General features: G+C 40.1%; 21 protein-coding genes. 10 read left to right on the plus strand and 11 right to left on the minus strand.

Annotated features, from left to right (window positions below):
* Nucleotide 1 precedes the first annotated feature (1 nt).
* The 3 genes from uca to E0H87_RS02725 all read right to left on the minus strand — a co-directional run bounded on the left by uca (nucleotide 2) and on the right by E0H87_RS02725 (nucleotide 6,947).
* Complete coding sequence (gene uca, locus E0H87_RS02715; RefSeq protein ID WP_131322164.1) at nucleotides 2–3,601, minus strand: urea carboxylase; 3,600 nt, start codon at nucleotides 3,599–3,601, stop codon at nucleotides 2–4.
* A gap of 17 nt (nucleotides 3,602–3,618) precedes the next feature.
* Nucleotides 3,619–5,451 (minus strand): allophanate hydrolase, encoded by a 1,833-nt coding sequence (gene atzF / locus E0H87_RS02720; protein WP_131322166.1) that lies wholly within the window; start codon nucleotides 5,449–5,451, stop codon nucleotides 3,619–3,621.
* A gap of 323 nt (nucleotides 5,452–5,774) precedes the next feature.
* The gene (locus E0H87_RS02725; protein ID WP_131322168.1) at nucleotides 5,775–6,947 is read right to left on the minus strand and encodes an OmpP1/FadL family transporter; all 1,173 of its coding nucleotides are present in this window, start codon (nucleotides 6,945–6,947) and stop codon (nucleotides 5,775–5,777) included.
* 917 nt (nucleotides 6,948–7,864) lie between these two features.
* Here E0H87_RS02725 and E0H87_RS02730 point away from each other — a divergent pair.
* The 5 genes from E0H87_RS02730 to trpC all read left to right on the plus strand — a co-directional run bounded on the left by E0H87_RS02730 (nucleotide 7,865) and on the right by trpC (nucleotide 11,424).
* The gene (locus E0H87_RS02730) at nucleotides 7,865–8,449 is read left to right on the plus strand and encodes an NAD(P)H-dependent oxidoreductase (RefSeq protein ID WP_131322170.1); all 585 of its coding nucleotides are present in this window, start codon (nucleotides 7,865–7,867) and stop codon (nucleotides 8,447–8,449) included.
* 10 nt (nucleotides 8,450–8,459) lie between these two features.
* Nucleotides 8,460–8,783: a putative quinol monooxygenase gene (locus E0H87_RS02735; RefSeq protein WP_131322172.1), complete on the plus strand. Its 324-nt coding sequence runs from the start codon at nucleotides 8,460–8,462 to the stop codon at nucleotides 8,781–8,783.
* 188 nt (nucleotides 8,784–8,971) lie between these two features.
* On the plus strand, nucleotides 8,972–9,556 hold the full coding sequence (locus tag E0H87_RS02740; RefSeq protein ID WP_131322174.1) for an anthranilate synthase component II: 585 nt from the start codon (nucleotides 8,972–8,974) through the stop codon (nucleotides 9,554–9,556).
* Nucleotides 9,557–10,603, plus strand: a complete 1,047-nt coding sequence (gene trpD, locus E0H87_RS02745; protein ID WP_131322176.1) for an anthranilate phosphoribosyltransferase — start codon at nucleotides 9,557–9,559, stop codon at nucleotides 10,601–10,603.
* A gap of 14 nt (nucleotides 10,604–10,617) precedes the next feature.
* Nucleotides 10,618–11,424 carry an indole-3-glycerol phosphate synthase TrpC gene (gene trpC, locus E0H87_RS02750; RefSeq protein WP_131322178.1) on the plus strand — a complete coding sequence of 269 codons (807 nt, stop codon included), beginning with the start codon at nucleotides 10,618–10,620 and terminating at the stop codon, nucleotides 11,422–11,424.
* Nucleotides 11,425–11,467: 43 nt separating this feature from the next.
* Here the strand turns inward: trpC and E0H87_RS02755 are convergent, their stop codons facing one another.
* The gene (locus tag E0H87_RS02755; RefSeq protein ID WP_131322180.1) at nucleotides 11,468–13,180 is read right to left on the minus strand and encodes a DUF262 domain-containing protein; all 1,713 of its coding nucleotides are present in this window, start codon (nucleotides 13,178–13,180) and stop codon (nucleotides 11,468–11,470) included.
* Nucleotides 13,181–13,339: 159 nt separating this feature from the next.
* Here E0H87_RS02755 and E0H87_RS02760 point away from each other — a divergent pair, with 159 nt between their 5' ends.
* Together E0H87_RS02760 and folE are read left to right on the plus strand one after the other, a co-directional pair.
* The gene (locus tag E0H87_RS02760) at nucleotides 13,340–14,026 is read left to right on the plus strand and encodes a Smr/MutS family protein (RefSeq protein ID WP_131322182.1); all 687 of its coding nucleotides are present in this window, start codon (nucleotides 13,340–13,342) and stop codon (nucleotides 14,024–14,026) included.
* A 93-nt stretch (nucleotides 14,027–14,119) separates the two neighbouring features.
* Nucleotides 14,120–14,668, plus strand: coding sequence for a GTP cyclohydrolase I FolE (folE, locus tag E0H87_RS02765; RefSeq protein ID WP_171458336.1), 549 nt, complete (start codon nucleotides 14,120–14,122; stop codon nucleotides 14,666–14,668).
* Nucleotides 14,669–14,724: 56 nt separating this feature from the next.
* Here the strand turns inward: folE and arsH are convergent, their stop codons facing one another.
* The 3 genes from arsH to E0H87_RS02780 form a co-directional block, all read right to left on the minus strand.
* Nucleotides 14,725–15,429 carry an arsenical resistance protein ArsH gene (gene arsH, locus E0H87_RS02770; RefSeq protein ID WP_131322186.1) on the minus strand — a complete coding sequence of 235 codons (705 nt, stop codon included), beginning with the start codon at nucleotides 15,427–15,429 and terminating at the stop codon, nucleotides 14,725–14,727.
* On the minus strand, nucleotides 15,426–16,475 hold the full coding sequence (arsB, locus tag E0H87_RS02775) for an ACR3 family arsenite efflux transporter (protein WP_131322188.1): 1,050 nt from the start codon (nucleotides 16,473–16,475) through the stop codon (nucleotides 15,426–15,428). Before arsB ends, arsH begins: the two co-directional genes overlap by 4 nt.
* 207 nt (nucleotides 16,476–16,682) lie before the next feature.
* Nucleotides 16,683–17,006: an ArsR/SmtB family transcription factor gene (locus E0H87_RS02780; RefSeq protein ID WP_131322190.1), complete on the minus strand. Its 324-nt coding sequence runs from the start codon at nucleotides 17,004–17,006 to the stop codon at nucleotides 16,683–16,685.
* A gap of 89 nt (nucleotides 17,007–17,095) precedes the next feature.
* Between E0H87_RS02780 and arsC the strand changes: the two genes are divergently transcribed.
* Nucleotides 17,096–17,518 carry an arsenate reductase (glutaredoxin) gene (gene arsC / locus E0H87_RS02785; RefSeq protein ID WP_131322192.1) on the plus strand — a complete coding sequence of 141 codons (423 nt, stop codon included), beginning with the start codon at nucleotides 17,096–17,098 and terminating at the stop codon, nucleotides 17,516–17,518.
* A gap of 53 nt (nucleotides 17,519–17,571) precedes the next feature.
* On the opposite strand, the gene E0H87_RS02790 is transcribed toward arsC, so the two are convergent.
* From E0H87_RS02790 to hemE, 4 genes are all read right to left on the minus strand, one after another.
* Nucleotides 17,572–19,455, minus strand: coding sequence for a DUF4105 domain-containing protein (locus E0H87_RS02790; protein ID WP_131322194.1), 1,884 nt, complete (start codon nucleotides 19,453–19,455; stop codon nucleotides 17,572–17,574).
* Nucleotides 19,456–19,515: 60 nt separating this feature from the next.
* Complete coding sequence (locus E0H87_RS02795) at nucleotides 19,516–19,986, minus strand: DUF3015 family protein (protein ID WP_131322196.1); 471 nt, start codon at nucleotides 19,984–19,986, stop codon at nucleotides 19,516–19,518.
* A gap of 142 nt (nucleotides 19,987–20,128) precedes the next feature.
* Complete coding sequence (locus E0H87_RS02800) at nucleotides 20,129–20,929, minus strand: DUF817 family protein (RefSeq protein WP_413773106.1); 801 nt, start codon at nucleotides 20,927–20,929, stop codon at nucleotides 20,129–20,131.
* 23 nt (nucleotides 20,930–20,952) lie between these two features.
* Entirely contained in the window at nucleotides 20,953–22,023 is a 1,071-nt protein-coding gene (gene hemE, locus E0H87_RS02805) for a uroporphyrinogen decarboxylase (protein WP_131322200.1), read from the minus strand.
* A gap of 202 nt (nucleotides 22,024–22,225) precedes the next feature.
* Here hemE and E0H87_RS02810 point away from each other — a divergent pair, with 202 nt between their 5' ends.
* Both E0H87_RS02810 and E0H87_RS02815 read left to right on the plus strand, forming a co-directional pair.
* Nucleotides 22,226–23,464: a L,D-transpeptidase family protein gene (locus tag E0H87_RS02810; RefSeq protein ID WP_131322202.1), complete on the plus strand. Its 1,239-nt coding sequence runs from the start codon at nucleotides 22,226–22,228 to the stop codon at nucleotides 23,462–23,464.
* A gap of 172 nt (nucleotides 23,465–23,636) precedes the next feature.
* On the plus strand, nucleotides 23,637–24,326 hold the full coding sequence (locus tag E0H87_RS02815) for a pirin family protein (protein ID WP_131322204.1): 690 nt from the start codon (nucleotides 23,637–23,639) through the stop codon (nucleotides 24,324–24,326).
* Nucleotides 24,327–24,435 lie beyond the last annotated feature (109 nt).

The following is a 24,435-nucleotide window of genomic DNA, read 5'->3' on the forward strand; positions in this document are numbered from 1 at the left end:
TCTATTCCATATACACCAAAGGTTCTCCGCTGTGTACGGTTTGTCCCGCACGGCAAATGACCGCTTTGACAATGCCATCTTCCGTCGCGTACACCGGTAACTCCATTTTCATGGCTTCAATAATAGCAACAGTTTCACCTTTTTTAATCTCCTGACCAGACTCAACAAAAATTTTCCAGATATTGCCTGTCATCGAAGCATTCACAGCCAAGAAATCACTAAAGTCGTCGAACTGTTGCTGAACAATTTCTTCGGGTTGCGTACTGTGTTCCTCTTTCCAACGCCCGACTTCGGCACCAAAAGCTTGCTGCTGCTGTTGCTTGAATGCTGCAATACTTTCTGCTTCGTCCTGTAAAAATTGGGTATAACTGGCAAAATCAAACTCAGTTTCTTCAATTTGAATCTGTGCCACACCATGTGCAAAGTCGGTCCGCCATTGATTCAATTCTGCTTCTGTCACAGGGAAGAATTTAATTTGATCGAAGAACTGTAAGAACCATTGTTTATCGCCAAATTGTTTGTTTTGTTTAAACTTATTCCAGATCGGCAAGGTACGCCCCACCAATTGATAACCGCCCGGTGAGTCCATGCCATAAATACACATGTACATACCGCCAATACCCACCGTACCTTCCGCAGTAAAAGTACGCGCGGGGTTATATTTTGAACTGAGTAAACGATGGCGCGGATCAATTGGCACCGCACAAGGTGCAGTCAGATAGACATCGCCTAAGCCTAGTACCAAGTAATTGGCATCGAAAATAATGTCGCGGACTTGTTCACGACTGTCTAAGCCATTAATCCGTTGAATAAAGTCGACATTGTTGGGCAACCACGGTGCTTTGGCACAAACACTTTCCTGATAGCGTTCCACAGCACCCAAAGTCGCACTGTCCTCAAATGCCATCGGTAAATGCACAATCCGTGATGGAATTTTTAACTGGCTTAAATCTCCCATTGCAGATTCCAACTCCAGTAAATGTGCAATCAATTGCGGCTGTGAAATCACCAGACCATCATATTTAATTTGCAGTGAACGCACCCCAGGTGACAGTTCTAAAATGCCTGCTTGGTTCGCGCTACGAATCATTTGCATCAATTGGTGCACGCGTAAACGCAGCGCCAAATCTAATACATTTTCACCATATTCCAGCAGAATATAGCTGTCGCCTGCCTGTCGGTAGATTGCTTTTGGTGTAGTTGCTGTTTCCTCTCGTAAAGCCAGAATGGTGCTGCCAATTTCGACTGCTTCTGGAATTTCTGCAACCTTTTGTTCCACAGCAAAGTTTTCAATCTGTTCTATTTGCTGACGTTCTAAAGCATTGGCTTGTTCGACTGTCATCGGGTAAAAACTAATTTTATCATCAGCTTTTAATTGCCCCACTTTCCACAGCTCAGCTTTGGCAATCGTCACGGGGCAAACAAAACCACCCAGACTCGGACCATCTTTTGCCAAGATCACAGGAAAATCCCCCGTGAAGTTAATTGCCCCAATTGCATATTCACAGTCATGTACATTGGAGGGATGTAAGCCTGCTTCACCACCATTTTCACGTGCCCAACTTGGTGTAGGACCCGATAGACGAACCCCTAAACGGTTCGAGTTAAAATGTACTGTCCATTCGGTTTGGAAAAACTCTTCAATATATTCTGCTTTAAAAAAATCAGGAGCGCCATGCGGACCGTAAAGCACACCAATTTTCCATTCACGTCCATAACTTGGAATTAAATCAAGTGCGAGATCTTGAGGCTCTGCTGCCGCCAAAGTTAACCCAGCATGTGGCATATCAGGATCAACCAGTTTAATCATATCTCCAGTACGTAATGTACGCCCTGCATGTCCGCCAAAGTTACCTAAAGCAAAAGTTGCACGACTGCCCAAATATAGTGGGACATCCAAACCATGACGTACAGCCAAATACGTTCGACATCCCGACTCAACTTGACCCAGTTTAAGCACCTGCCCCGCCTTCACCTGAATCGCTGACCAAAATGCAACAGGCTGATCATCCAAAGTTACGGCACATGGTGCACCTGTTAAAGCGACTGTAGTTGCCGCATGGAACTTGAGTGTAGGTCCCAATAGAGTGAACTCAAATCCTGCTGCATTTTGTGGATTGCCGACAATCTTATTTCCTAATTGGAAAGCATAATCATCCATTGGACCTGACGGGGGCACACCAATATCCCAATACCCTGTCCGTCCCGGATAATCTTGAATCGAGCTTAAAGTTCCCGGCTGCAAAACTTCAATTACTTTTGGCACATAAGTAAAATCATCTAACATCCGTGTCCAAATGTTCATCTCGGCAAAACGCTTATCGGCAATGACTGCACGGGTATAATCCAAGTTGGTACTGATACCGTTAAGGCGTGTTTCACTCAGCACTTGCTGTAATTTTGCAATCGCTTGTTCACGGTCTTCCGCATGCACAATGATTTTGGCAATCATCGGGTCAAAGTATTGTGAAATTTCTGTGCCCGTCGCCACCCATGTATCTACACGAGCGTGTTCAGGAAAATAAACTTCAGTTAATACTCCCGGACTTGGCTGGAAATTTTTAACTGGGTCTTCAGCATAAATACGCACTTCAATCGCAGCACCTTGCGGCTGAATATTCTGCAATTTTTCCCAATCTAAACCATCTCCCGCAGCCACTTTGAGCATACATTCAATTAAATCCAGCCCTGTTACCATCTCTGTCACAGGATGTTCGACTTGTAGACGAGTATTGACTTCCAAGAAATAAAATTCATCACGCGCAGCATCATAAATAAACTCGACGGTGCCCGCGCTACGATAATTCACCGAAGCACCCAGTTCTACTGCCGCTTGATGCAACTTCTGACGCGTCGCTTCAGGCAATAATGCAGCGGGTGTTTCCTCCACCACTTTCTGGTTACGGCGCTGCAATGAGCAATCACGCTCACCTAATGCCACTACTTGACCCAAGCCATCGCCAAAAATCTGGACTTCAACGTGACGGGCTTTATCGACAAAACGTTCTAAAAACACGCCTGCATCTTTAAAAAATTGTTCACCTAAACGTTTGACACTGGCATAAGCATCTTGCAGTGCTTCAGGCGTATCACAGCGGGTTAAACCAATGCCGCCGCCTCCTGCGGTGCTTTTCAGCATAATTGGATAACCAATTTCTGCCGCAGCAATCAATGCTTCTTCTAAACTATTGAGCAAACCTGTCCCCGGTGTCATTGGGACATGTGCAGCAGCCGCCAATTCACGCGCACGATGTTTCAGACCAAATTCCAAAATCTGTTCGGCAGTTGGCCCCATAAAAGCAATATGGTTGGCTTCACAGGCTTGTGCAAATTCAGCACTTTCAGACAAAAAACCATAGCCTGGGAAAATTGCTTCAGCACCTGTTTGTTTAGCAGCAGCAATTAATTTTTCAATCGATAAGTAGGTCTCAGCAGGTTTGGTTCCTTGTAAGTCCACTGCAAGATCGGCATCTTGAACGTGCTGCGCATAACGGTCACTGTCCGAATACACCGCCACACTGGTGATTCCTAATTTTTTTAAGGTACGTATTGCGCGTACAGCAATCTCACCACGGTTGGCAATTAATACAGTCTTAAACATGAGCGTTCCTATTTTTTTTAATGTGTTGTTTGTAGTTGTTGTGCATTACGATGCTGAATATAGGCGCGCCAGCCCCCAAAGTGACTGATGTTTTCAGCATCGGCTAAACCATAAGGCTCGCAAATAAAACCCTTGACCCAACGCCCATCACTGAGCTCAACATTACCCATCCCCAATGGCGTTGGAATTTCAGCGACAAACTCACCAAATCGAGCTGTTGGCACATCCCAGAGTTCCACGATAATTTCCTGTCCATTACTTTGACGTGCCAAACCTGGTTTTGGCGGAATCGTGCCATTCAGTGCATATAAGGCATAATGTGCTGTGGTTTTAGTGGTTTCTACATGTACTGCTTGACGTGTGGTGAGTTGAAAATTCAACGGCATGCCCGTTAAATGTGCACCCACCACTGCCACACGAATATGCTGTGCAGATGGTGCAGAGATTGACTTTGCATTTTCAGGATAAGAACGTCCTGTCGCACCTAAAGGTAGTTGCACATGCGCTTGCCATTGACGACCAAAATCTGCCAAAGCACGGTCATGCCATGCAGGTGCAATCAGGCTAATACCAAACGGTAACCCATCACTACGGAATCCCGCAGGTAGTGCCAAAGCACTCAAATCGGCAAGATTGGTAAAGTTGGTATAAGTGCCAAAATGTGAGTTGTATTGAATCGGTTCCTGCTGCATTTCTGCAAGGGTATGAATGGTTGGCGATGTGGGTACAACCAAAGCATCAAACTCCGACAGCAACTCTTGAATCTGTCGCGCCAAATCGTTTTTGAGATATTCGGCTTTATAAGCATCGAGTGCCGTATAGTTTTTGCCTTGTTGAACAATCTCCAAGACGGTTGGATCAAATGCTTCTGGAGCTTGTTCGAGTAATGTTTCAACCGCTACCGTACGTTCTGCAACCCACGCACCTTGATAAAGCTGTGTGGCTAATTGTTCAAAAATTGAAAAATCAATTTCAGTCAACGTGACATTCATTTGCTTTAGTTGTGCAATCGCTTGCTGAAAAGCTTGTTCTGCTTGTACATCACCAAAGAATTGCAAAGTTTTTGGAATCGCAAAATGCAGGGCCGAAGATAATTTTGCGGGTGCCGTTTTAGGGTTATGCCGTGAATAACTATCACGCACATCAAACTGTTCCAACACGTGTGCCACAACGTCTGCATCATCTACCGTCAAGGCAAATATGGAAATGCAGTCGATACTTTTACAAGCTGGCATCAAGCCATAATTAGAAAAACGCCCTTTGGTTGGCTTTAAACCAACAATATTGTTAAAAGCCGCAGGTACGCGCCCTGAGCCTGCGGTATCTGTGCCTAATGCAAATGTAACCAGACCACGTGCCACTACACTGGCAGAACCTGAACTTGAACCGCCACTGACATACTTAGGGTTAAAACTATTGGGAACAGCACCAAATGGAGAGCGCGTACCCACCAAGCCTGTAGCAAATTGATCAAGGTTGGTTTTGCCCACTACAATTGCCCCAGCTTGTTTAAGCAATCGCACTGTTTCGGCATCTTCCTGCGCCATATCATGCAAAACTTTACAACCCGCTGTTGTGACAAAGCCAACAACATCAATATTGTCTTTTACTGCAAATGGAATCCCATAAAGTGGGAACTGTTCGAATAATGCGGTGCTTTCTGCACTGAGTTGTTTTAATTCATCAATCTGTTGTTGCAGAATATTCGGCGTTGCTATTGAAATCCATGCTGTATCTTCTGTATCAAAAGCCTGAACCCAAGCGATTATATCCGTTAATTCAATTTGTTGTGTTTTGTAGGCATTTTGCCATTCTGCGATGGTCCAGCCGAGAGATTGAAGTATGCTCACTTTTGCATCCTATCTTGTATACAAGTTAAGATTCATATAGCGAATTTTATGCCAATATTTATTTATTATTAAAAATCAATATTTTAAATTAAAAATATACATTCATTTAAACTAAATTTAATTCCTAAGAATTTGAAGATGCATTTTTTTAGCACAGTAAAAGCACATATAGACTCAAGATGCTGCATTTTAAATCATGAAAAAACAGTATCAGGTTTGAATAAAAGAGGATTAGAAATGAATTTGAAAGACTATAAAAAAAATTCCCTTCCCCCATTTTCAGGGAGAAGGAAGGACCTAAACTGGTTAAAAATTAAATATTATTATTTAGAACGGTAAGAAAGTTTCATACCCACAACGTAACCATTGTTGTCTTGGAATTCACCAACAGCCTTACCACTCGCAAGTTCACCCGTAGCATCACCAAACCACATGTAACGACCACCCAAGCTAAATGCAACATTTTGGTTAAAGTTATACTTAGCCGCTAAACCCACACCCCAGTAACCTTCAACAGGACCTAAAGTTGGTGCAGGGTTACCCGCACCTGTGTCGTATAAGCCAGAAACTGAAAGCGCAAGCATTGGCGTAACTTTTTTACCGATACCAATTTCAACTGCAGTTGAGTCATCATGATAATTTAATAAAGGAATACTTTTACCTACTGCAGTTTTTGTTACTTGTGCAAGTGCTGGTGGTGCATAGACAAAATCACCCCACGGCACCCAACGCACTTTAGCAAATAACGCTGTGGTTGAATTTAAACCAGTTTGTAAGTTTAAATTCACAGACTCAGGTGTGGTAAGAGTTCCTTTATTGTTATGAGAGTAGTCTATACCGAACAAATCACCCAATGGTACATCTTCAGTCATTGTAGTTTTATGTTCAATTTCAGAACGATATGTTAATGATGCAAGAATACCCAATTCTGGCTTAGCATAGCTCGCACCTGCAACCCAACCAAACGCGATATCATCAAGACTGTCGTTATAACCGCTATTTACGCCATAAGTTTTGCCACGCAAATGCACATCGCCTTTTAGCTCTTGAATAGCTGGGCCACCGTACACCATGAAGTTTTTATTTAGGTTATAGCCCAATAAAGTGGTCACATTTTTTGATCGAACTTCAACACGCGTCTGAGCGTCATCAGCCGGTAAATTAGTCGCGATAAAGTCGTTATTGCCACTAAACTTAACTTTTGCACCATACGGCTCATCATAAATGACAGCTAAACGTAGACTTGGGGTTAAGTCTGTTTTCACTGCGTAGTTCATTGACTGGTAATCTGATGCTAAATCAGATACATGATTACCACTAAGATCAGTACCCTGTACATCTGGAGAAATGTAGGTATAACCGATGTCCGCATACGTACCACGCTCAAATAAAGCATCAATTTGTTGTGGTGAACGCTCTAAGCCCCCCGCAAATGTGTGACCTGTAACTACTGATAGTATTGCAACACTCAGGTACTTTTTCTTATTCAATTTCATCTCTATCCCTTTAGTTAAAATTTAAACAAGTAAATGTATTTCAATCCTATAAATACATTCACTTATTAAAGATTAAATAGCGAGCCATTCAATCTTGGCGGTTACCCGACATGGGCAATTCAGATATGTTTAGTTCAATACATTGAGTTGAATTTTTTAAACAGTTGAGGCTAATCTAGAAATAGTGCTCACCATTCAGTTGTCTGATTCAATCCACTTGATTTAAATCCATTCAACTGCACTCAATATGGAAATGAGTAGGATGACTTTAGCTTTATCGGATCCTAGGTTTAAATGTGTGCAAAGACGTTCGTGTTAAAATTGCGAAGCGGCGCAATTTTTTGCTCTAGAATGAGTTGATTATCATTAACCATCATGGTTCCAAATCCTTTTTAACAGCACGCTCTTACTTTCCTGCAAGAGTGAATATCTTTGTTATTTTCGAATTCAATCTGGACTTCTTTCATCCGATTTCACATCGATACTTCCAAATAAGTTAAATGCTTTTAAGGAGTCCATAGTCTTCCCTTCTTATGGTTACCTCAAAAACATTACTAACAGCTCCCTCTCATTACTGAGATTCTGTTTGCTCTCGCAGATTAACAGCCTTCTAGCATGGAAAAACCATTCAAAAGAATGGTTACTGAATGGTTTTGTTCGTGAGGAGTTTAAAAACAGACTTTATAGATCACAGCAGATACTTATTTTTTATTCATAACGCGAATTATTCAAATTAAAATCATTTAAAGACTTTTTGCTCTACCGTTTTATAAGCAACCTTAAATTTTCAATATCTAACTAAGCTCGTACCAATTCTTGATTTTTAGTCAATAATATTTTGCAGATTCATCGATTTTTCAGCATCAAAGACTTAATTATACTCTTGCCCAATTCAAAAAATTTGGTTGATTTATTCAATGAAAAACATTCTGATTGTCAACGGTGCAAAACAATTCGCGCATTCAAATGGTGAACTTAACGACACATTAACCGATTTTGCCAATACCCATTTAAGCCAACTAGGATGTCACGTTCGAATCACAAGAACAGACGCTGAATATGACATTCAGCAAGAAATTGAAAACTATGTTTGGGCAGATGTGATTATTTATCAAATGCCGGGCTGGTGGATGGGCGCGCCATGGACTATGAAAAAATATATCGATGATGTATTTACCATAGGCCATGGTACGTTGTATGCCAATGATGGCCGTTCACGTAGTGACGCAACCAAGAAATATGGATCAGGTGGGCTAATTCACGACAAAAAATATATGCTCTCTCTCACGTGGAATGCCCCAATGGATGCATTTGAAGATCAAGAACAGTTCTTTGAAGGAGTTGGGGTCGATGGTGTCTATCTACCCTTTCACAAAGCAAATCAATTTTTAGGTATGCAAGGTTTAGAAACTTTTATTGTCAATGACGTGATTAAAGCACCAGATATCCCGCAATATTTAGAAGCTTATCGCAGCCACTTAAATAGCATTTTTAATAGTTAAAGGAATCGGTATGCTAACTGTTATTGCAGAAATTCAAATGCACGAAGGTGTAACACATTTTGAAACTGTCTTAAATGCATTTAAAGAAGTGACCCCTTTGGTGCTACAGGAAACAGGGTGTTTCGGTTATGAGCTTTATATCGATCAAGCCACCCATGCCAGTTTCCAACACCCCTTATCCAATTCGATTATTATGTTTGAAAAATGGCAATCTTTAGCGGATTTGGAGCAGCATCTGAATACAGCACATATGCAGGATTTTCAAAATAAAGTGAAAGATGCGGTGAAAGAAACAAAAATTCGGATTATGCATTTGGGTTTGAACAGCAATTAAATCCCTCGTAGCATGATGATTGTGTATGAAATTATCACAAGACTGTTAAAAACTGATAAAGTAGCCTGCGCTTAGCAGGCTTTTTTATGCTCCCTCGCCATGGTACTCATTTTTAAATGGGTAACTAGATGGGCAAGGATAAAAGCACAAAGCGATAAAATTATGCAACTCAAGAGGTTACATCTGAAATGCTTCTCATGATCGACAATTATGACTCCTTTACTTACAACATCGTGCAATATTTTGGCGAGTTGAACCAAGAAGTGAACGTAGTCCGTAATGATGCCGTGACTTTGGAAGACATTGAACGATGGCAACCGAAGTATTTGGTCATTGGTCCGGGACCTTGCTCACCTACTGAAGCTGGTATTTCTATCCCAGCCATTCAACATTTTGCTGGAAAAATTCCATTGTTGGGTGTGTGCTTAGGTCATCAAAGTATCGGACAAGCTTTTGGCGGTAATATCGTTCGCGCCAAAACCATCATGCATGGTCGTTTATCGGACATGTATCACAGTGACAAGGGCATTTTTAGCAATCTACCTTCACCATTCTCTGCAACCCGCTATCACTCTTTGGTGATTGATCAAGCGAGCTTGCCAGATTGTTTAGAAGTTACTTGCTGGACCCAAGAAGCTGATGGCTCAATGGAAGAAATTATGGGCGTAAAACATAAGACACTGCCTGTCGAAGGTGTGCAGTTCCACCCAGAATCGATCCTCAGCCAACACGGTCACCAAATCTTCAAAAACTTTTTAGAGATTTATGCATAAATGAATATTCAACAAGCTTTAAATCATATTACCAAAAATATCCATCTTACCCAGACTCAAATGGAAGAGGTCATGCGCACCATCATGAGTGGTGAAGCCACTGATGCACAGATTGGTGCATTAATGATGGGGCTACGCTTAAAGGGCGAAAGCATTGATGAAATTACGGCTGCTGCACGCGTGATGCGTGAATTTGCCACAAAAATTGATGTGAGTGATGTACCAAATCTAATTGATATTGTCGGTACAGGTGGTGATGGACAAAACTTATTTAACGTTTCTACCGCTTCAGCCTTTGTGATTGCTGCGGCTGGTGCCACTATTGCCAAACATGGTAACCGCGGTGTTTCAACCAAGTCAGGTTCATCAGATTTATTAGAGCAAGCCGGCATTCAGCTTGATTTGAATATGCAACAAACTGAACGTTGTATTCGTGAAGTTGGCGTCGGTTTCCTGTTTGCACCCAACCATCATAAAGCCATGAAATATGCAGTGGGTCCACGTAAGGAACTCGGTATCCGTAGCATCTTCAACTTACTCGGCCCGCTTACGAATCCGGCTGGAGTAAAACGTCTGGTGATTGGTGTGTTCTCGAATGAATTGTGTCGCCCAATTGCAGAAGTGATGAAACAATTGGGCGCTGAACACGTGATGGTGGTGCATTCTAAAGACGGACTAGATGAAATTAGCCTCGCATCATCAACTTATGTTGCTGAACTGAAAGATGGTGAAGTCACTGAATGGATCATTAACCCAGAAGATGTCGGGATTGAATCGCAAACCCTCACAGGTTTAATCATTGATGATTCTGCTGAAAGTTTGGCACTGATTAAAGATGCACTCGGTCGAAAAAAATCTGATCGTGGCGCCAAAGCCGCAGACATGATTGCTTTAAATGCAGGTGCAGGTATTTATGTCTCTGGTTTAGCCAAAAGCTATAAACAAGGCGTAGCATTAGCGCATGACATTATCTACGGTGGGCAGGCTTTAGAAAAAATGAGTGTGCTATCTGAATTTACTAAAACACTCAAACAATACGAAGCTTAAGGAAGAATGCTCACATGGTTGATATCGCAAATACAATTTTAGGCAAAATTGTTGATCGTAAACATGAAGAACTGGCAGCGCGCCTCAAGCAACGTAGCCTGCATGATGTAGAACAATGGGCGCAAGAAGCAACACCCGTGCGTGGTTTTGCTCAAGCCTTAAGCCACAAACGCCCAGGCGTGATTGCTGAAATCAAAAAAGCATCACCTTCAAAAGGGATTATTCGTGAAAACTTTAATCCTGCGGAAATTGCAGCTCAATATGAACAAGCAGGTGCAGCGTGTTTGTCTGTATTGACCGATGTCGATTTTTTCCAAGGTGCGGATGAAAATATTCAAATCGCACGTACGCACTGTGCTTTGCCAGCACTACGTAAAGATTTTTTAGTCGACCCATACAATGTCATTGAAGCACGTGCCTTACACGCGGACTGTATTTTACTGATTGTAGCTTGCTTGTCAGACCAACAATTAGAAGAAATGTCGAAAACAGCGTTTGAGCATAATTTAGATGTTTTAGTTGAAGTACACGACGAGGAAGAACTTGAACGTGCATTACAACTTTCTGAGCGCTGCTTATTAGGGGTGAATAACCGCAACCTTAAAACTTTTGATGTGGATTTAAATACATCAATTCGTTTAAAGAAACTCCTTGATCCTTCTCGCTTACTTATTACTGAAAGTGGGATTGCAACCCCAGAAGATGTTCGTATGATGCAAGAGTATGATATTCATAGCTTCTTGGTGGGTGAAAGCTTCATGAAGCAACCACGTCCAGATCATGCCTTCACCGCATTATTTGGTCAGCCTGAAGAGGTTTGAGCTTACGAGATGCAGCCAATATCTTATTGGCTGCATCTTAAAATTAAATGCTGAAGTTTTTTAATTTCAGCTGTAATAATTTTTTCCTCTCACAAATAAAATTAATAAACTTATTAAAACTATAAGATTCTATTTCAGGAATAAAATGACGTTTTTTAAAGTTAGTATCTCTTGATTTTAACCATTTATCAAAATCTTCTGCATTCTTTTCCTTATTTTCAGACTCGGTTAAAAGCTCTAAATTTAAAATAGAATTAAAATTTTTCTGATACTCTATAATTAAATCACTTGAGTACCCTCTTTGCTTTAGTTTTGAATTTGTGAACTCTGATTTAGGGTAAATATGATCCTCATTGAAAATTTTATCCTTCCAATCCCTATCTGGATAGAGTAAAGATAAGATCAGATAACTATATTTTGTAGAATAATGTACAGACAATAAATTCTCAATTTCATTATCACTAAATGAATCTTCAATATTGAGTTTTTTATTTAAAAGCTGATATGGGAATCGACTAACATCCTCTATATTAGCAATTACTTCCTGTAAGTTTCTTAGTGTGGTATCAGAAGAACCGCCAAAACTATTTTTTAAAAGTACAAGTGTCAACCACTTTTGTATAAAAATCTGATTTTCAACATCACTCTTATCTGTAGAATCAACAAAATTTTTCCTATTCAACTTTTTCAAATATAAAGCTACAGGTAAAATAGACATTTTAGCAACTAAGTTTTTATCATTAAAACCAAACTTATTAACGAGTTTTACTGCATCTTCTATATTTATCTTAATATTTTCCCAATTTTCTTCAATTTTTTCTAGATTTTCTTTATTAAAATTTTTAACTTTATACTGAATAGGTAAGTTATCTGTTAAATATAAACACCCTTTAAGTACAAAATCTTTTTCGAAAGAATAACCATTTCCAATTGTATTAATATTATCCGTGAAATTATAAATTTCCTCTCTAGCATTCAAAGTATTCCATTTTGCAGTGGCTGTTGAAAGCAGGATATCACTATACTCTAATTTCTTTCCGCCTGTATTTGCACGAATAAAAGCTTCTACAACTTTGTCATAATCTTGAGACTTTTCCTCATAATAATTGAGTAATCGTAATGTATGGATACGGGAATGTAGTCGACCAATATGTGTATTAGCAATATCTCTTTCCTCATCGCTAAAGTCTTTGAGGTTTTGCTTCATATCTTTCTTAGCATCTTCAGCATCAATAAAGTTTAAAATATCGCCAACAAGATACCAACATTGTGAGTTCGGATCTTTATTGTTTGGTATACCGCTTTCTCTAAACTCGAATTGATAAACCAATTCTTCAGGATCATCACTCTTAATAGCAGGTTTAAGAATATTCAAATATAATCTTTTCTTCTTCCAATTATAGTAAAAGTAACGATATGACCCTCTTAAACCAATTAGTAATGACGTTAATCGTTGCTGACCGTCTAGTACTAAATAAATATCTTGATTGATCCCATTAAGATTTGCTTCTTGATTGTGGGGTTGTTCTTTATCAAAATCTCTTATAAAATCATAAGCGATCCATTGATTCTTATTTTCTTCTCTTATTTTCCAAAACAAAAAAGTGCTAATTGGATAATCTCCCATAATAGAATCAAATAGTTTCTCAATTCCATAAGTATCCCATACATATTCTCGCTGAATGGCGGGAAGATATGTTGTTCTATTTAAATATTCTGTTACAACCTCACTGATTGTTTTGGCTATATAACTCATTATCAACTTCTCAAAATCTTAAAAATAATCATTTATAAATAAAGTAACTTTTTAAAAAAACTTCATGCAACTTGAATGCGATACAATGCAGTTCAAATTGCAAACGAATAATACTATAATTATTAGATTAACCCTATCTTGCAGTTATTTCTGGACATTATGAGCAAACATGATTCATCGCTTTCTAAAGATCAGTACAACTTACTGAAAGCCTTTAAGAAGCAAATTAATCATCCCCATTCAGCAGCTGCTGAACAGCAAGTTGAAACGAAAAAGCAAGCCGTAGTTGCTGAACCCGATGAAGCCGAATTATTTCTAAAATCCATGCAAGGTGTACAAAAAATGGCTGCTGGCAATATTGCACAGCTTGCCAAAACTCCCAAAAAGAAATTAGATGCTCAAATGTTGGCAAAACGCGCATCAGCAGAAGGTTCCATCCAGTCCGAAATGGCTGAACTTTCCGATACACAAGCCATGCTCAACCCTGTGGCTAGCCAAGCGAATTTGAGTTATCGCATTGCAACGTTGCAACATAAAGTCTTCGAAGATTTAAAAGCAGGAAAAATACGTTGGTTTGAAGCTGTAGATTTACATGGCTGTACCGTAGAGCAAGCCCGTGCCGCCGTATTGCAAATTATTCAAATGGCAAAAGATGAAAATCAAAATGTCATTAAAATTGTCCATGGCAAAGGGCCTGAAGCAATTTTAAAAACCTATGTAAACGGCTGGTTACGCCAGCATCGTGACGTACTGGCTTTTGTCAGTGCACCTGATAATCAGGGCGGTACGGGTGCTGTTTTAGTTTTACTCAAACGTTCAGAAAAAAATCCAAAGCACAAACAGTAATCGGATTTTGATATTAAACACGGCATTGTTTCGGTTTTCTGGTACAATGCCGTCCTTGTTCAATATAAGAGTAAGTGAAAACGTCTTATGTCTATGCAGCAATCCTACGCAAATATTTTAACTGCCGTTGGTGAAGACCTGAATCGTCCAGGTTTACTTGATACACCTGTGCGTGCTGCTAAAGCGTTTTCGTATTTAACGTCTGGTTATAGTAAGACGCTAGAAGAAGTGACCAATAAAGCGGTGTTCCCATCGGACAACCGAGAAATGGTTTTGGTGAAAAATATTGAATTTTATTCGCTTTGCGAACACCATCTCCTCCCTTTCTATGGTCGTGTACATATTGCGTATTTACCAGAAGGTCATGTACTTGGCTTGTCTAAATTTGCACGTATTACTGAAATGTTTGCGCGTCGTTTACAAATTCAAGAAAACTTGACTCAACAAATTGCTGAAGCTGTTGCTGAAGTAACGCAAGCGCGTGGTGTTGCCGTGGTTATTGATTCTGCACATATGTGCATGATGATGCGTGGTGTGGGTAAACAAGAGTCGACAACACGTACCGTTTCATTTGTTGGTGAATTTAAAACAGATAAAGAATCACGTCGTGAATTCCTCAGTGCTGTGCCTGAAAGTTACTGATTCATCTCAAATGAATTAAAAAATAAACCCCGAATGTTTCGGGGTTTATTTTTATCTTATTGTGAACGCTGATTCACGCGTTTTGACAACTGCTCAGCCGTTTCGACACGTTCAGAATAACGATCCGTTAAATACGCCGATTGTCCACGAGTTAATAAAGTAAATTTGTACAACTCTTCCATCACATCCACAATACGATTGTAATATGACGATGGCTTCATCGACCCATCTTCTTCAAATTCCAAGAATGCCTTAGGAATAGAGGATTGATTTGGAATGGTGATCATCCGCATCCATCGTCCTAAAATACGCATTTGGTTGAGCGCATTAAACGATTGCGAACCACCACAAACTTGCATCAACGCCAGTGTTTTACCTTGTGTGGCACGAATTGCTCCCGCTGCTAGCGGAATCCAATCTATCTGTGCTTTTAAAATAGAACTCATAGCGCCATGCCGTTCTGGTGAACACCAAACCATGCCTTCTGACCACAGTAATAACTCATGCAGTTCTTTGACTTTTGCATGTTCTTGATCCGCATCTTCGGGTAAAGGTAGACCTTTAGGATGGAAAATTCTGACTTCAGCACCGAAATATTGCAAAATTCGTCCCGCTTCTTGTACTGCCAAACGACTATAAGATCGATCACGGTTTGAACCATATAACAGTAAAATGCGTGGCGGATGCTCAACAGTTTTCGCTTGTACCTGCGCTAGTGTCGGTTTTGGCAATAAATCTAAATCAATATTTGCAAAACTCATCCCAACACCTCAGTTTTAAAATATTTTTTGCCTAACCATAAAGACACACTAACCAGTGCAATTAACACAGGAACTTCTACCAATGGGCCAATGACGGTGGTAAATGCAACTGGAGAAGCCAAACCAAAGGTTGCTATCGCAACAGCCAATGCCAGTTCAAAGTTATTGCCCGCAGCCGTAAATGAAATCGCAGTGGTACGCGCGTAGTTATTGCCCATCCATTTACTCATAAAGAAGCTGATAAAAAACATCACAACAAAATAAATGGTCAATGGAATCGCAATACGCAATACATCCATCGGCAGGCTGACCACTTCTCCACCTTTAAGGCTAAACATCGCCACAATGGTGAACAGCAATGCCATTAAACTGAGTGGACCTATTTTTGGCAGGAAATGGCTTTGATACCACGCCAAGCCTTTTTGTTTAACTAAAATCAAACGAGTTAAAAAGCCCAATAAAAATGGAATGCCTAAATAGATCAGTACCGCTTGGGTAATCATCCAGAAACTAACTTGAATGACTTGTGCCTCAACCCCGAAATATGGCGGCAAGAAACTCAGGAATAGCCATGCATAACTGCTGAAGAATAAAATCTGGAAAATACTGTTAAATGCAACTAATGCTGCAACATATTGATTATCACCACATGCCAGATCATTCCAAACCAAAACCATGGCAATACAACGTGCCAGCCCAATTAAGATCAGTCCTGTCATGTATTCGGGATAAGATTGTAAAAATATGATTGCCAAAATAAACATCAGACACGGTGCAATCAACCAGTTTTGTACCAGTGAAAGCGTCAAAGTGCGTTTATCTTTAAAGACTTCTGGTAAAGCTGCATAGTCGACCTTTGCCAATGGTGGATACATCATCACAATAAGACCGATGGCAATTGGAATATTAATACTTCCGATATGCATTTGGTTTAAAGCCGCAGATGCTTGTGGAAAAAACACCCCGATTGCCACCCCAAGTGCCATCGCGATAAATATCCACAAAGTTAAATTGCGGTCTAAAAAAGAAAGTCTAGAAGTCGACATGTGTTTTCTCAAGCAGGGAGATTTCATTCATCGAATGAATGACATTCGATATGTTTTATAATCAGCTTACAACAAACGGACATCTAGCTTTCAAGATAGGAAATACATACGATTCTGACTACATTCTAGCAGTACTGAACTCAACCCCATCATTCAACGCCTTAAGTTAACCAACCCTTGGACAATAAGCTTGCTGAATGATGTGATTTAATCACAATAAATATTCACCGAAGTATTCAAATAAGAGGTTTGTCTGTCTGTTTGCGCTGACTGAGCAATGATCTTTAACACCGCATTCGCCCATTCAGGTAAATCAGGATTCACACGGTAATAGACCCACTGCCCTTGGCGCTGATCCAATAGAACTGATAAATTTCTTAACAATGCCAAATGCCGTGAAATTTTAGGCTGACTTAATTGCAGTAATTCCGTCAGTTCACACACACAGACATTTTCTCGTGCCATGACCCACTTAATAATGTCCAAGCGAGTGGGGTCAGAGAGACATTTAAAAAAATCAGTTTGATCCATTTTACAGCCCAAAAATTAATAATTGCAAATATACGCATATCCATATATAAATGCAATAAAGTTTATTTAACGAAAGAAGATGTCTAAAAATGATTAAGATTTATCATAACCCAGCTTGTGGTACGTCCAGAAATACCCTTGCCCTCATACAAAATACAGGACAAGAACCAGAAATTATCGAATATCTTAAAACCCCACCTAATAAACAGGAATTAACCGATTTAATCAAGCATTCAGGTTTATCGGTACGTGAAGTTCTGCGCAAAAATGTTCCCCCTTATGAAGAGTTGCAACTCGATCAGTCAGCACATAGTGATGAACAACTCATTGATTTTATGTTGCAATATCCAATTTTAATCAATCGACCTTTTGTGGTAACAGAACTCGGTGTGAGATTATGTCGTCCTTCTGAGGTCGTTCTGGAAATTCTTGCAGAGCCGCAACGCGGTAGTTTTAGCAAAGAAGATGGTGAACTCTTAATCGATGAACAGGGTAACTTGATTCAAAAGTAAAACGTGCACAAGAAAAAAGGCGCTTTCGATGCACCTTTTTTCTAAGCATTAGTTCAGAAGAATCGAACATAACCCAAGCTCAGCTTGTTCCAATCTTTTTCATCTTGATATTGATACTCCCACCCCACGCGTAATGCATTCTGCGCATTCAATGCATACTGCATTTGCGAATTCAATCTGATTTGCCATTGATTCGAATCTTCCCAATATGGCAACTCAACTTGCACGATAGAATTAATATGATCTGTCCAAATATTCTGGCAACCTACTGTTGGTCCCATCCCCAATCGCCAACCTTTCTCTAACGATTTTCCACCTTGAAGATAGGTTTGCATTTGCGCATAACATAGATTCTCTCGTTTTGAATCTGCATAGCTATAACCCATCTGCATTTTTAAACTAGCAACACCATGTTGATTCTGCTCGCTAAAATGCCCTGAAGAATCCGTTGCTTCTTGTTGCCAACCTAGATTGAACCCCCATGTTAACGGCGTTTTAAATGCTGTAATCGGGTTATAAGAATTTACCGTCAGAAAGTCAAAATGTTCTAACTTTAATTCATCCTCACGGAATTGAAGAGAACCATCCCAGAATAGCAATTGTGTTCCAACACGGTATCCACCTTGTGGATCAATCAAATCATGATAGGCTTGACGGTGTCCCAACTCAATAAATTCATCGCCTTGAACAGTTCCCGCTTTTACCGAAAAATTTCGAGCATCATGAGATTGTGTCGGATCAATACGTGGTCGTTCAGGTTCTTTACGTTGCCTCTCTAAATCGATTGTACTGCGTAAAATGAGTAATTCACGAAGATTAGGCTGTGCAAAGGCAACATCCACTTTACGTGCGACCAATTGCAAATACAGATCGTCATAGGCCATTTCTAAAATTTTGGCACGATCTTCCGCAGAATAAGCCGCCAAAATTTCCAGTCTTTGTTTTTGCTCGGCAAAGGCAACCTGATGTGCTGTTTTGGCCAAACTTTGCCCATGCTGTTTGGCTTGTGCCAATAATTGGGTTTCTAAAGCTGGACGATAAACTGTTTCACGAACAATCCCTTGTTGATCAATGGCCTTAATGGTCTGCATTGGAATGGCAGCCACTTTAAACTGTTGACTTAAATTGAGTTCGGGACGGACTAAATCAATTAATCCTAATAGGCGATAAGCACAGTTATCACTGACAAAATAATAGGGAAAAGTCACATGTTGCATTTCCCAGATATGCTGAACCAAAAAGCGAGTTTCTTCTGGGTTTAAATTGAGTTCATATTCCCACAAGTCTCGACTTTCTAAGTCACCATATTCTTTTACCTTACGATAATATGGCATTAAAGAGTATTCGCCAGGATATTGTCCTGTTAAACCTTTCCAAGCAAAAGACCAACCATCAGCGCTTGCGACCGTGGCTGCATAGTTCACCGCATAGGAAACCAAGTTTAATTGCTTCTGATCTTTGGGGTCTAAACGCAATAGAGTATGCCCAAACATCGAACTCGGATTCCCCATAAAGTCCGTTGCATAAATTAAAGTGGCTTTATAGGGTTTGATTTCACCAAGCCATTTGTCTAATTCAGGGCATTCAACGTGTGGTAAATCTGCCGTGGCAATATTCAGTTGCTGAATTAACCATTGGCTACGTGCTGGAAATCGGCAGCGAACGGATTGATTCGGAGCTGCGGATAAGAACAATGCTTCGATATTGGCATTTAATTCATTTTGTAAATGTGTACGTCCTTCTGGGCTAAGAAAATAGCCTGTATAGTGAACTGCACTCTGCCCTTTGGAGTCGGCATACATTAATCGTTGCCAGGTTGTCTCTTGCACAAGGTGTTTCTGAGTTGCCATTTGAACATAGTGCATGGACGTTGTTGGTTCAGCGGCATACGCCAAACTAGAACCGAATAAAGCTGTAAATAATGCAATCTTTTTCATTAAAGTTTAATTTTTTAGATATAAAAAACCCTGTCATTGACAGGGTTTTACAACAATCAATTAGACGTAAGCTTTGAGAACTGCGTCTTTTGCCATTACAGCTTGTAGAGAGCTTAGAACCTTGTAGGAATCTTTGTTCTCTGTAGAATAAATTTCAGCAAAGTTTTGCTTAGATACGGCAAAGAAACGTGCTTTATCTTGTGCTTTGATATTCAGCAATTCAGCCAAAACATTCAAACTTTCACCTTGACCCACCGCCATATCACGCGCCAATGCTTCTGCATTTTCATTGGTAAAAGTGACAGCTTGTGCAGTGACTGTACCCGAACCACTACAACCGAGAGTACCAAAGGTGATACCAAATAATTGGTTGGCAAATAAACCATTTGTTGTAGCGGCAAGTAACTTCGGCACTTTACCTGATTGACCCGCCCAAATCTCAGAACCAATACCACAACCTGCATCGCTATCTGCAAATGCTGCTGTAGAACCTATTGCCAATACTGCTGCTAACGCTACTTTTTTTAACATCGCACTTCTCCAGAATTATTCTCTGAGTGTTCTAATTATTCACATGTAATGATGGATTACACAAACTTAGATTATCCGCATATCCCTAATAACGCAAAACAATTTATACTAAAGTTAAAAAATGCAAACTAAACTGTTCATATTAATCATTATTTAGATGCCAATCGCCATTTGAGCTGCGTATTCCAAGAATTTTCAAGACTAAAACTAAACTTAATAATAACAACAGATACCACGAACCTAACTTCCCCCAACCCACCATATGCCAAGCTTCGACCTGACTTGGATAAAGCCAAATTTTGTAAAATGTACTCACGTTTTCTGCAAGCCAAATAATAAAAGCCAAGACCGATAAAATGGGCAACATCGGTAATTGAATGGTGTGATGTTGTAACTCAAAACGAATCTTGGTTTTCCAAAACATCACAATACTCCAGCCAAACAATACATAGCGAATATCTGGAATAAAGAATTTGCTCATAAAATTCAAATAAGACAACACCGCCAAGGTCAACATATGACTAAATTTGGGCAAAGCCTTAAAAGACACGGTATAAAGCCGTAAAGAGCGAGCAAAAAAACTTCCCACTGCTGAATACATAAACCCAGCAAATAAAGGAACAGTCCACAGTTTAAAAATTGCAGGTTGTGGATATTGCCATGAAGCAATTGCAGGATGCGTAAGAAAAATTTCCATCCCCATTGCCATAATGTGAAATAGGGCAATGACTCGCGCTTCTGCCCAAGATTCTAATTTTAAATATAATAAGCCGCATTGAATCATTAAGGCATAAAACAACAGGTAGTCATAACGATAAAAACCATAATGTTGTTCATAACCTAATGGAGCTGTAACCACAAAAGCCAATAATAAAAGTATTCCAAATAAGGCAGCCGAAGCTGCCTTATAAGAAAACTCAACACAAGATTGAGCAACACGCAACACAATAAATACTCAACCTAAATTTATAGATATTTGGCGCTATATTCATGTACGGTATCAATGAACACTTTTGGATGATCAGGATTCACCCATTGGGTAATACCATGACCCAAATTCGCAATATATCCCGTTTTTTCACCATTGGCATAAGCGTCATCCAACATGGCTTGAGTCGCTTTTTGAATCGTTTGTGAAGAACCATATAATGTTGCTGGATCTAAATTACCCTGTAATGCTACGCGACCATTCACGACTTTACGTGCTACAGACAGTGGCGTCGTCCAGTCTAATCCCAGTGCATCTGCACCAGTTGCGACCATTGGTTCTAACCATTGACCACCACCTTTGGTGAATAAAATCACTGGAATTTTTCGTCCATCTTTTTCACGCTTTAAACCACAAACAATTTTATGCATGTAATTTAATGAAAATTCGATGTATTCACGATGCGCTAATGCACCACCCCAACTGTCAAAAATTTGAACAGCTTGTGCACCCGCATCAATTTGCGCATTTAAATAGTCAATAACTGCAATAGCTAAACGGTCAAGTAAAGCATGTAAGACTTCTGGCTGCGCGTACATCATGTGCTTGGTATAACGGAAGTCTTTACTAGAACCACCCTCAACCATATATGTCGCTAACGTCCAAGGGCTTCCAGAAAAACCAATCAGTGGCACTTGACCACCTAAAGCAGAATGAATGGTCGATACCGCATTCATGACATAATCTAAATCAGACTTTGCATTGAATTTCGGCAAATTCATGACATCTTGCTCGGTACGCACAGTTTTATGAAACTTTGGACCTTCGCCTGCTTCAAAATACAGGCCTAAACCTAAGGCATCTGGAACGGTCAAAATGTCCGAAAATAAAATTGCAGCATCTAAGTCATAACGACGTAAAGGTTGTAAGGTCACTTCACATGCAAACTCAGTATTTTTACATAAAGAAAGGAAATCACCTGCCTTTGCACGTGTTTCACGATACTCAGGTAAATAGCGCCCTGCCTGACGCATCATCCATACAGGTGTAGTATCAACAGGCTCACGCAATAAAGCACGCAGAAAACGATCATTTTTTAAGGTCGCCATTGACTTTCCTAACTTAATTTAATCTTTGCAGCATCATAACAAAAAGGACTAAATTTTAATAACTTCTCACACGATTAAAATTTAATGTTCTTGTTCGACAAACGTCTATTTACACAAAACAAATACTGCATCTGCCATTTTTTTCTGCAATACTTGTGTAGTTTGTCACTTAGTAAATGAATAATTCTTAAGGTTGAATTACATGTTCGTTCGCACAATACTCGCAATGAGTTTAGGCTGCCTTTTTGCTGGCACAGCTTTTGCCACAGCTACTACTGCTGAACAACCATTAAAGCCCAAAGTCGTTACCAATACTGCCGTAGAAGACCCAATTAATCCTCTTGCTGTAGGCGCAGCATCTTCAGCACAAGATGCACAAATTACGCCTCAAGAACAGCAAGACTTAAATAAAGCGTCACAGACTTTACAAAATCTTCAACAATCTGAAGATAACACAGCAGATATTGGAACTGCTCCAGCTAGCGCGGCTGTAGCAACGAGTTCAGCAACAGCACCGACCTCTCCTGCTGCAAAAGCCTCTTGGACACTTGATGGTCTGAATAATGCATCTTGGTTTGACAATATTGGTAAAGGTCAATTCCCTGTATATGCACGAACTCAAGTCATGTTGAATAACGCACATGCTTCGCCTGGGGCTATTGATGGTGCTAGCGGTAAAAATACGTTAAAAGCACTGGCTACTTTTCAGCAAATGAATGGTTTGCAGCCTACAGGGACTTTAACCAAAGAAACTTGGGATGCATTGATCGCGAAGCAAAGCAACCGACCAGCATTTGTAGAATACACCATTACTGATGCCGATCTTCAAGGTCCATACGCAGCTTCAATTCCCCACGACTATGCATTACAAGCCAAAATGAAAGGTTTGTACTACACACGTGTGACTGAAATGTTGGGTGAAAAGTTCCATATGGACGAAGATTTCTTAAAGAAACTTAATCCAAAAGCAACATTCAAGAAAGCTGGCGAAAAGATTATTGTGACCAATATTCGCAATGAACTGCCAGAAGACATTCATTTAATTGTCGCGCATAAAGGTGCAAAACAACTGTATCTATTCAATAGCCGCAACCAAATGATTGCTTCTTTCCCTGCGACCATTGGTAGCGCGGATACCCCATCCCCTGAAGGGACTTATAAAGTAACTGGTGTAGCGCAAAATCCTTGGTATAGCTACTCACCAAGCAACTTTATTCAAGGTAAAAATTTAAAGCCACTTTCTTTGCCACCTGGTCCAAACGCTCCAGTCGGTAACATTTGGATTGGTTTAAGCAAAAAATCATTTGGTATTCACGGCACACCAAATCCATCTGCAATTTCAAAAACTGCATCACATGGCTGTATCCGTTTAACCAACTGGGATGCCAACGACCTCGGTAAAAAAGTTCGTTCTGGCGTGACTGTAAAATTCCTGAATTAATTCTTGCAATTAGCCCGAAATAGCCTGCACTTGCAGGCTATTTTTTTAAGTTGAAGTTCTAATGGTATTTTTGTTGCAAAAATAGAATGAACTGTCGCTTATATAAGATTTAAACCACATAATCGAAACGCTATGATGAGTCCATGAACAAATTAAAAATAGGATAACGATTATGCAAAGTTATTTACATCGTAGTGAAAATCGCGGTCACGTCAAAGCAGGATGGCTCGAATCAAAACATAGTTTTTCTTTTGGCAGTTGGTATGATCCTAAATATATGGGAGTAAGCGTATTACGTGTCATTAACGATGACATCATTGCTGCCCATAATGGTTTTGGCACACACCCACACGACAATATGGAAATTTTGACCTGTGTACTTGAAGGGACTATTTCTCATAAAGACAGCATGGGCAATGGGCGCCATATCTCTGCGGGTGAATGGCAGCTCATGAGTGCAGGTACAGGTGTGCAACATATCGAAATGAATCAGGGTGATGTTCCTGTACATCTACTGCAAATTTGGATCCATCCTAATGTACGTGATGCTGAACCTAATTATCAACAAATTCAATGTGATCCAAAATTACAGCCGAATCAATGGCATGTCATTGCAGGCCCAAATAGTGATGCTGCTATGCAGATCCGCCAGCAGGCCGAGGTCAAAACGGCCTTTATACAAGCAGCGCATAATTTAGTCGTCAAAACGACGCAGAAACTCAATTATGTTCATGTGATTTCTGGCGAGCTTGAAATTGCGGGTGAGAAATTGAAAGCTGGTGATGCATTAGCATTTGCTGAAGAAGCTGAAATTAAAGCTTTGACAGACAGTCAATTGATTTGGTTTGATTTACCAGTTTAATCAGTACATCCAATCTAAGCATTGAATTTACTTAGCCATGTATTTGCATGTTCTGACCTTGTCACATGCAACGTATATTGATAGTAAGAGCATAAAAAAACCTCACAAT

The organism is Acinetobacter sp. ANC 4178 (assembly GCF_004331175.1).
In the GTDB taxonomy this organism is placed as follows: Bacteria; Pseudomonadota; Gammaproteobacteria; order Pseudomonadales; family Moraxellaceae; genus Acinetobacter.

Bases quoted from the DNA above. Each gene is read 5' to 3' on its own strand.
- trpD (WP_131322176.1), top strand. From the start codon at position 9,557: ATGAATATTCAACAAGCTTTAAATCATATTACCAAAAATATCCATCTT.
- E0H87_RS02760 (WP_131322182.1), top strand. From the start codon at position 13,340: ATGAGCAAACATGATTCATCGCTTTCTAAAGATCAGTACAACTTACTG.
- E0H87_RS02725 (WP_131322168.1), bottom strand. From the start codon at position 6,947: ATGAAATTGAATAAGAAAAAGTACCTGAGTGTTGCAATACTATCAGTA.
- arsH (WP_131322186.1), bottom strand. From the start codon at position 15,429: ATGAGTTTTGCAAATATTGATTTAGATTTATTGCCAAAACCGACACTA.
- folE (WP_171458336.1), top strand. From the start codon at position 14,120: ATGCAGCAATCCTACGCAAATATTTTAACTGCCGTTGGTGAAGACCTG.
- arsB (WP_131322188.1), bottom strand. From the start codon at position 16,475: ATGTCGACTTCTAGACTTTCTTTTTTAGACCGCAATTTAACTTTGTGG.
- E0H87_RS02815 (WP_131322204.1), top strand. From the start codon at position 23,637: ATGCAAAGTTATTTACATCGTAGTGAAAATCGCGGTCACGTCAAAGCA.
- arsC (WP_131322192.1), top strand. From the start codon at position 17,096: ATGATTAAGATTTATCATAACCCAGCTTGTGGTACGTCCAGAAATACC.
- E0H87_RS02740 (WP_131322174.1), top strand. From the start codon at position 8,972: ATGCTTCTCATGATCGACAATTATGACTCCTTTACTTACAACATCGTG.
- E0H87_RS02735 (WP_131322172.1), top strand. From the start codon at position 8,460: ATGCTAACTGTTATTGCAGAAATTCAAATGCACGAAGGTGTAACACAT.
- uca (WP_131322164.1), bottom strand. From the start codon at position 3,601: ATGTTTAAGACTGTATTAATTGCCAACCGTGGTGAGATTGCTGTACGC.
- E0H87_RS02810 (WP_131322202.1), top strand. From the start codon at position 22,226: ATGTTCGTTCGCACAATACTCGCAATGAGTTTAGGCTGCCTTTTTGCT.
- E0H87_RS02755 (WP_131322180.1), bottom strand. From the start codon at position 13,180: ATGAGTTATATAGCCAAAACAATCAGTGAGGTTGTAACAGAATATTTA.
- E0H87_RS02795 (WP_131322196.1), bottom strand. From the start codon at position 19,986: ATGTTAAAAAAAGTAGCGTTAGCAGCAGTATTGGCAATAGGTTCTACA.
- hemE (WP_131322200.1), bottom strand. From the start codon at position 22,023: ATGGCGACCTTAAAAAATGATCGTTTTCTGCGTGCTTTATTGCGTGAG.
- E0H87_RS02730 (WP_131322170.1), top strand. From the start codon at position 7,865: ATGAAAAACATTCTGATTGTCAACGGTGCAAAACAATTCGCGCATTCA.
- E0H87_RS02780 (WP_131322190.1), bottom strand. From the start codon at position 17,006: ATGGATCAAACTGATTTTTTTAAATGTCTCTCTGACCCCACTCGCTTG.
- trpC (WP_131322178.1), top strand. From the start codon at position 10,618: ATGGTTGATATCGCAAATACAATTTTAGGCAAAATTGTTGATCGTAAA.
- E0H87_RS02790 (WP_131322194.1), bottom strand. From the start codon at position 19,455: ATGAAAAAGATTGCATTATTTACAGCTTTATTCGGTTCTAGTTTGGCG.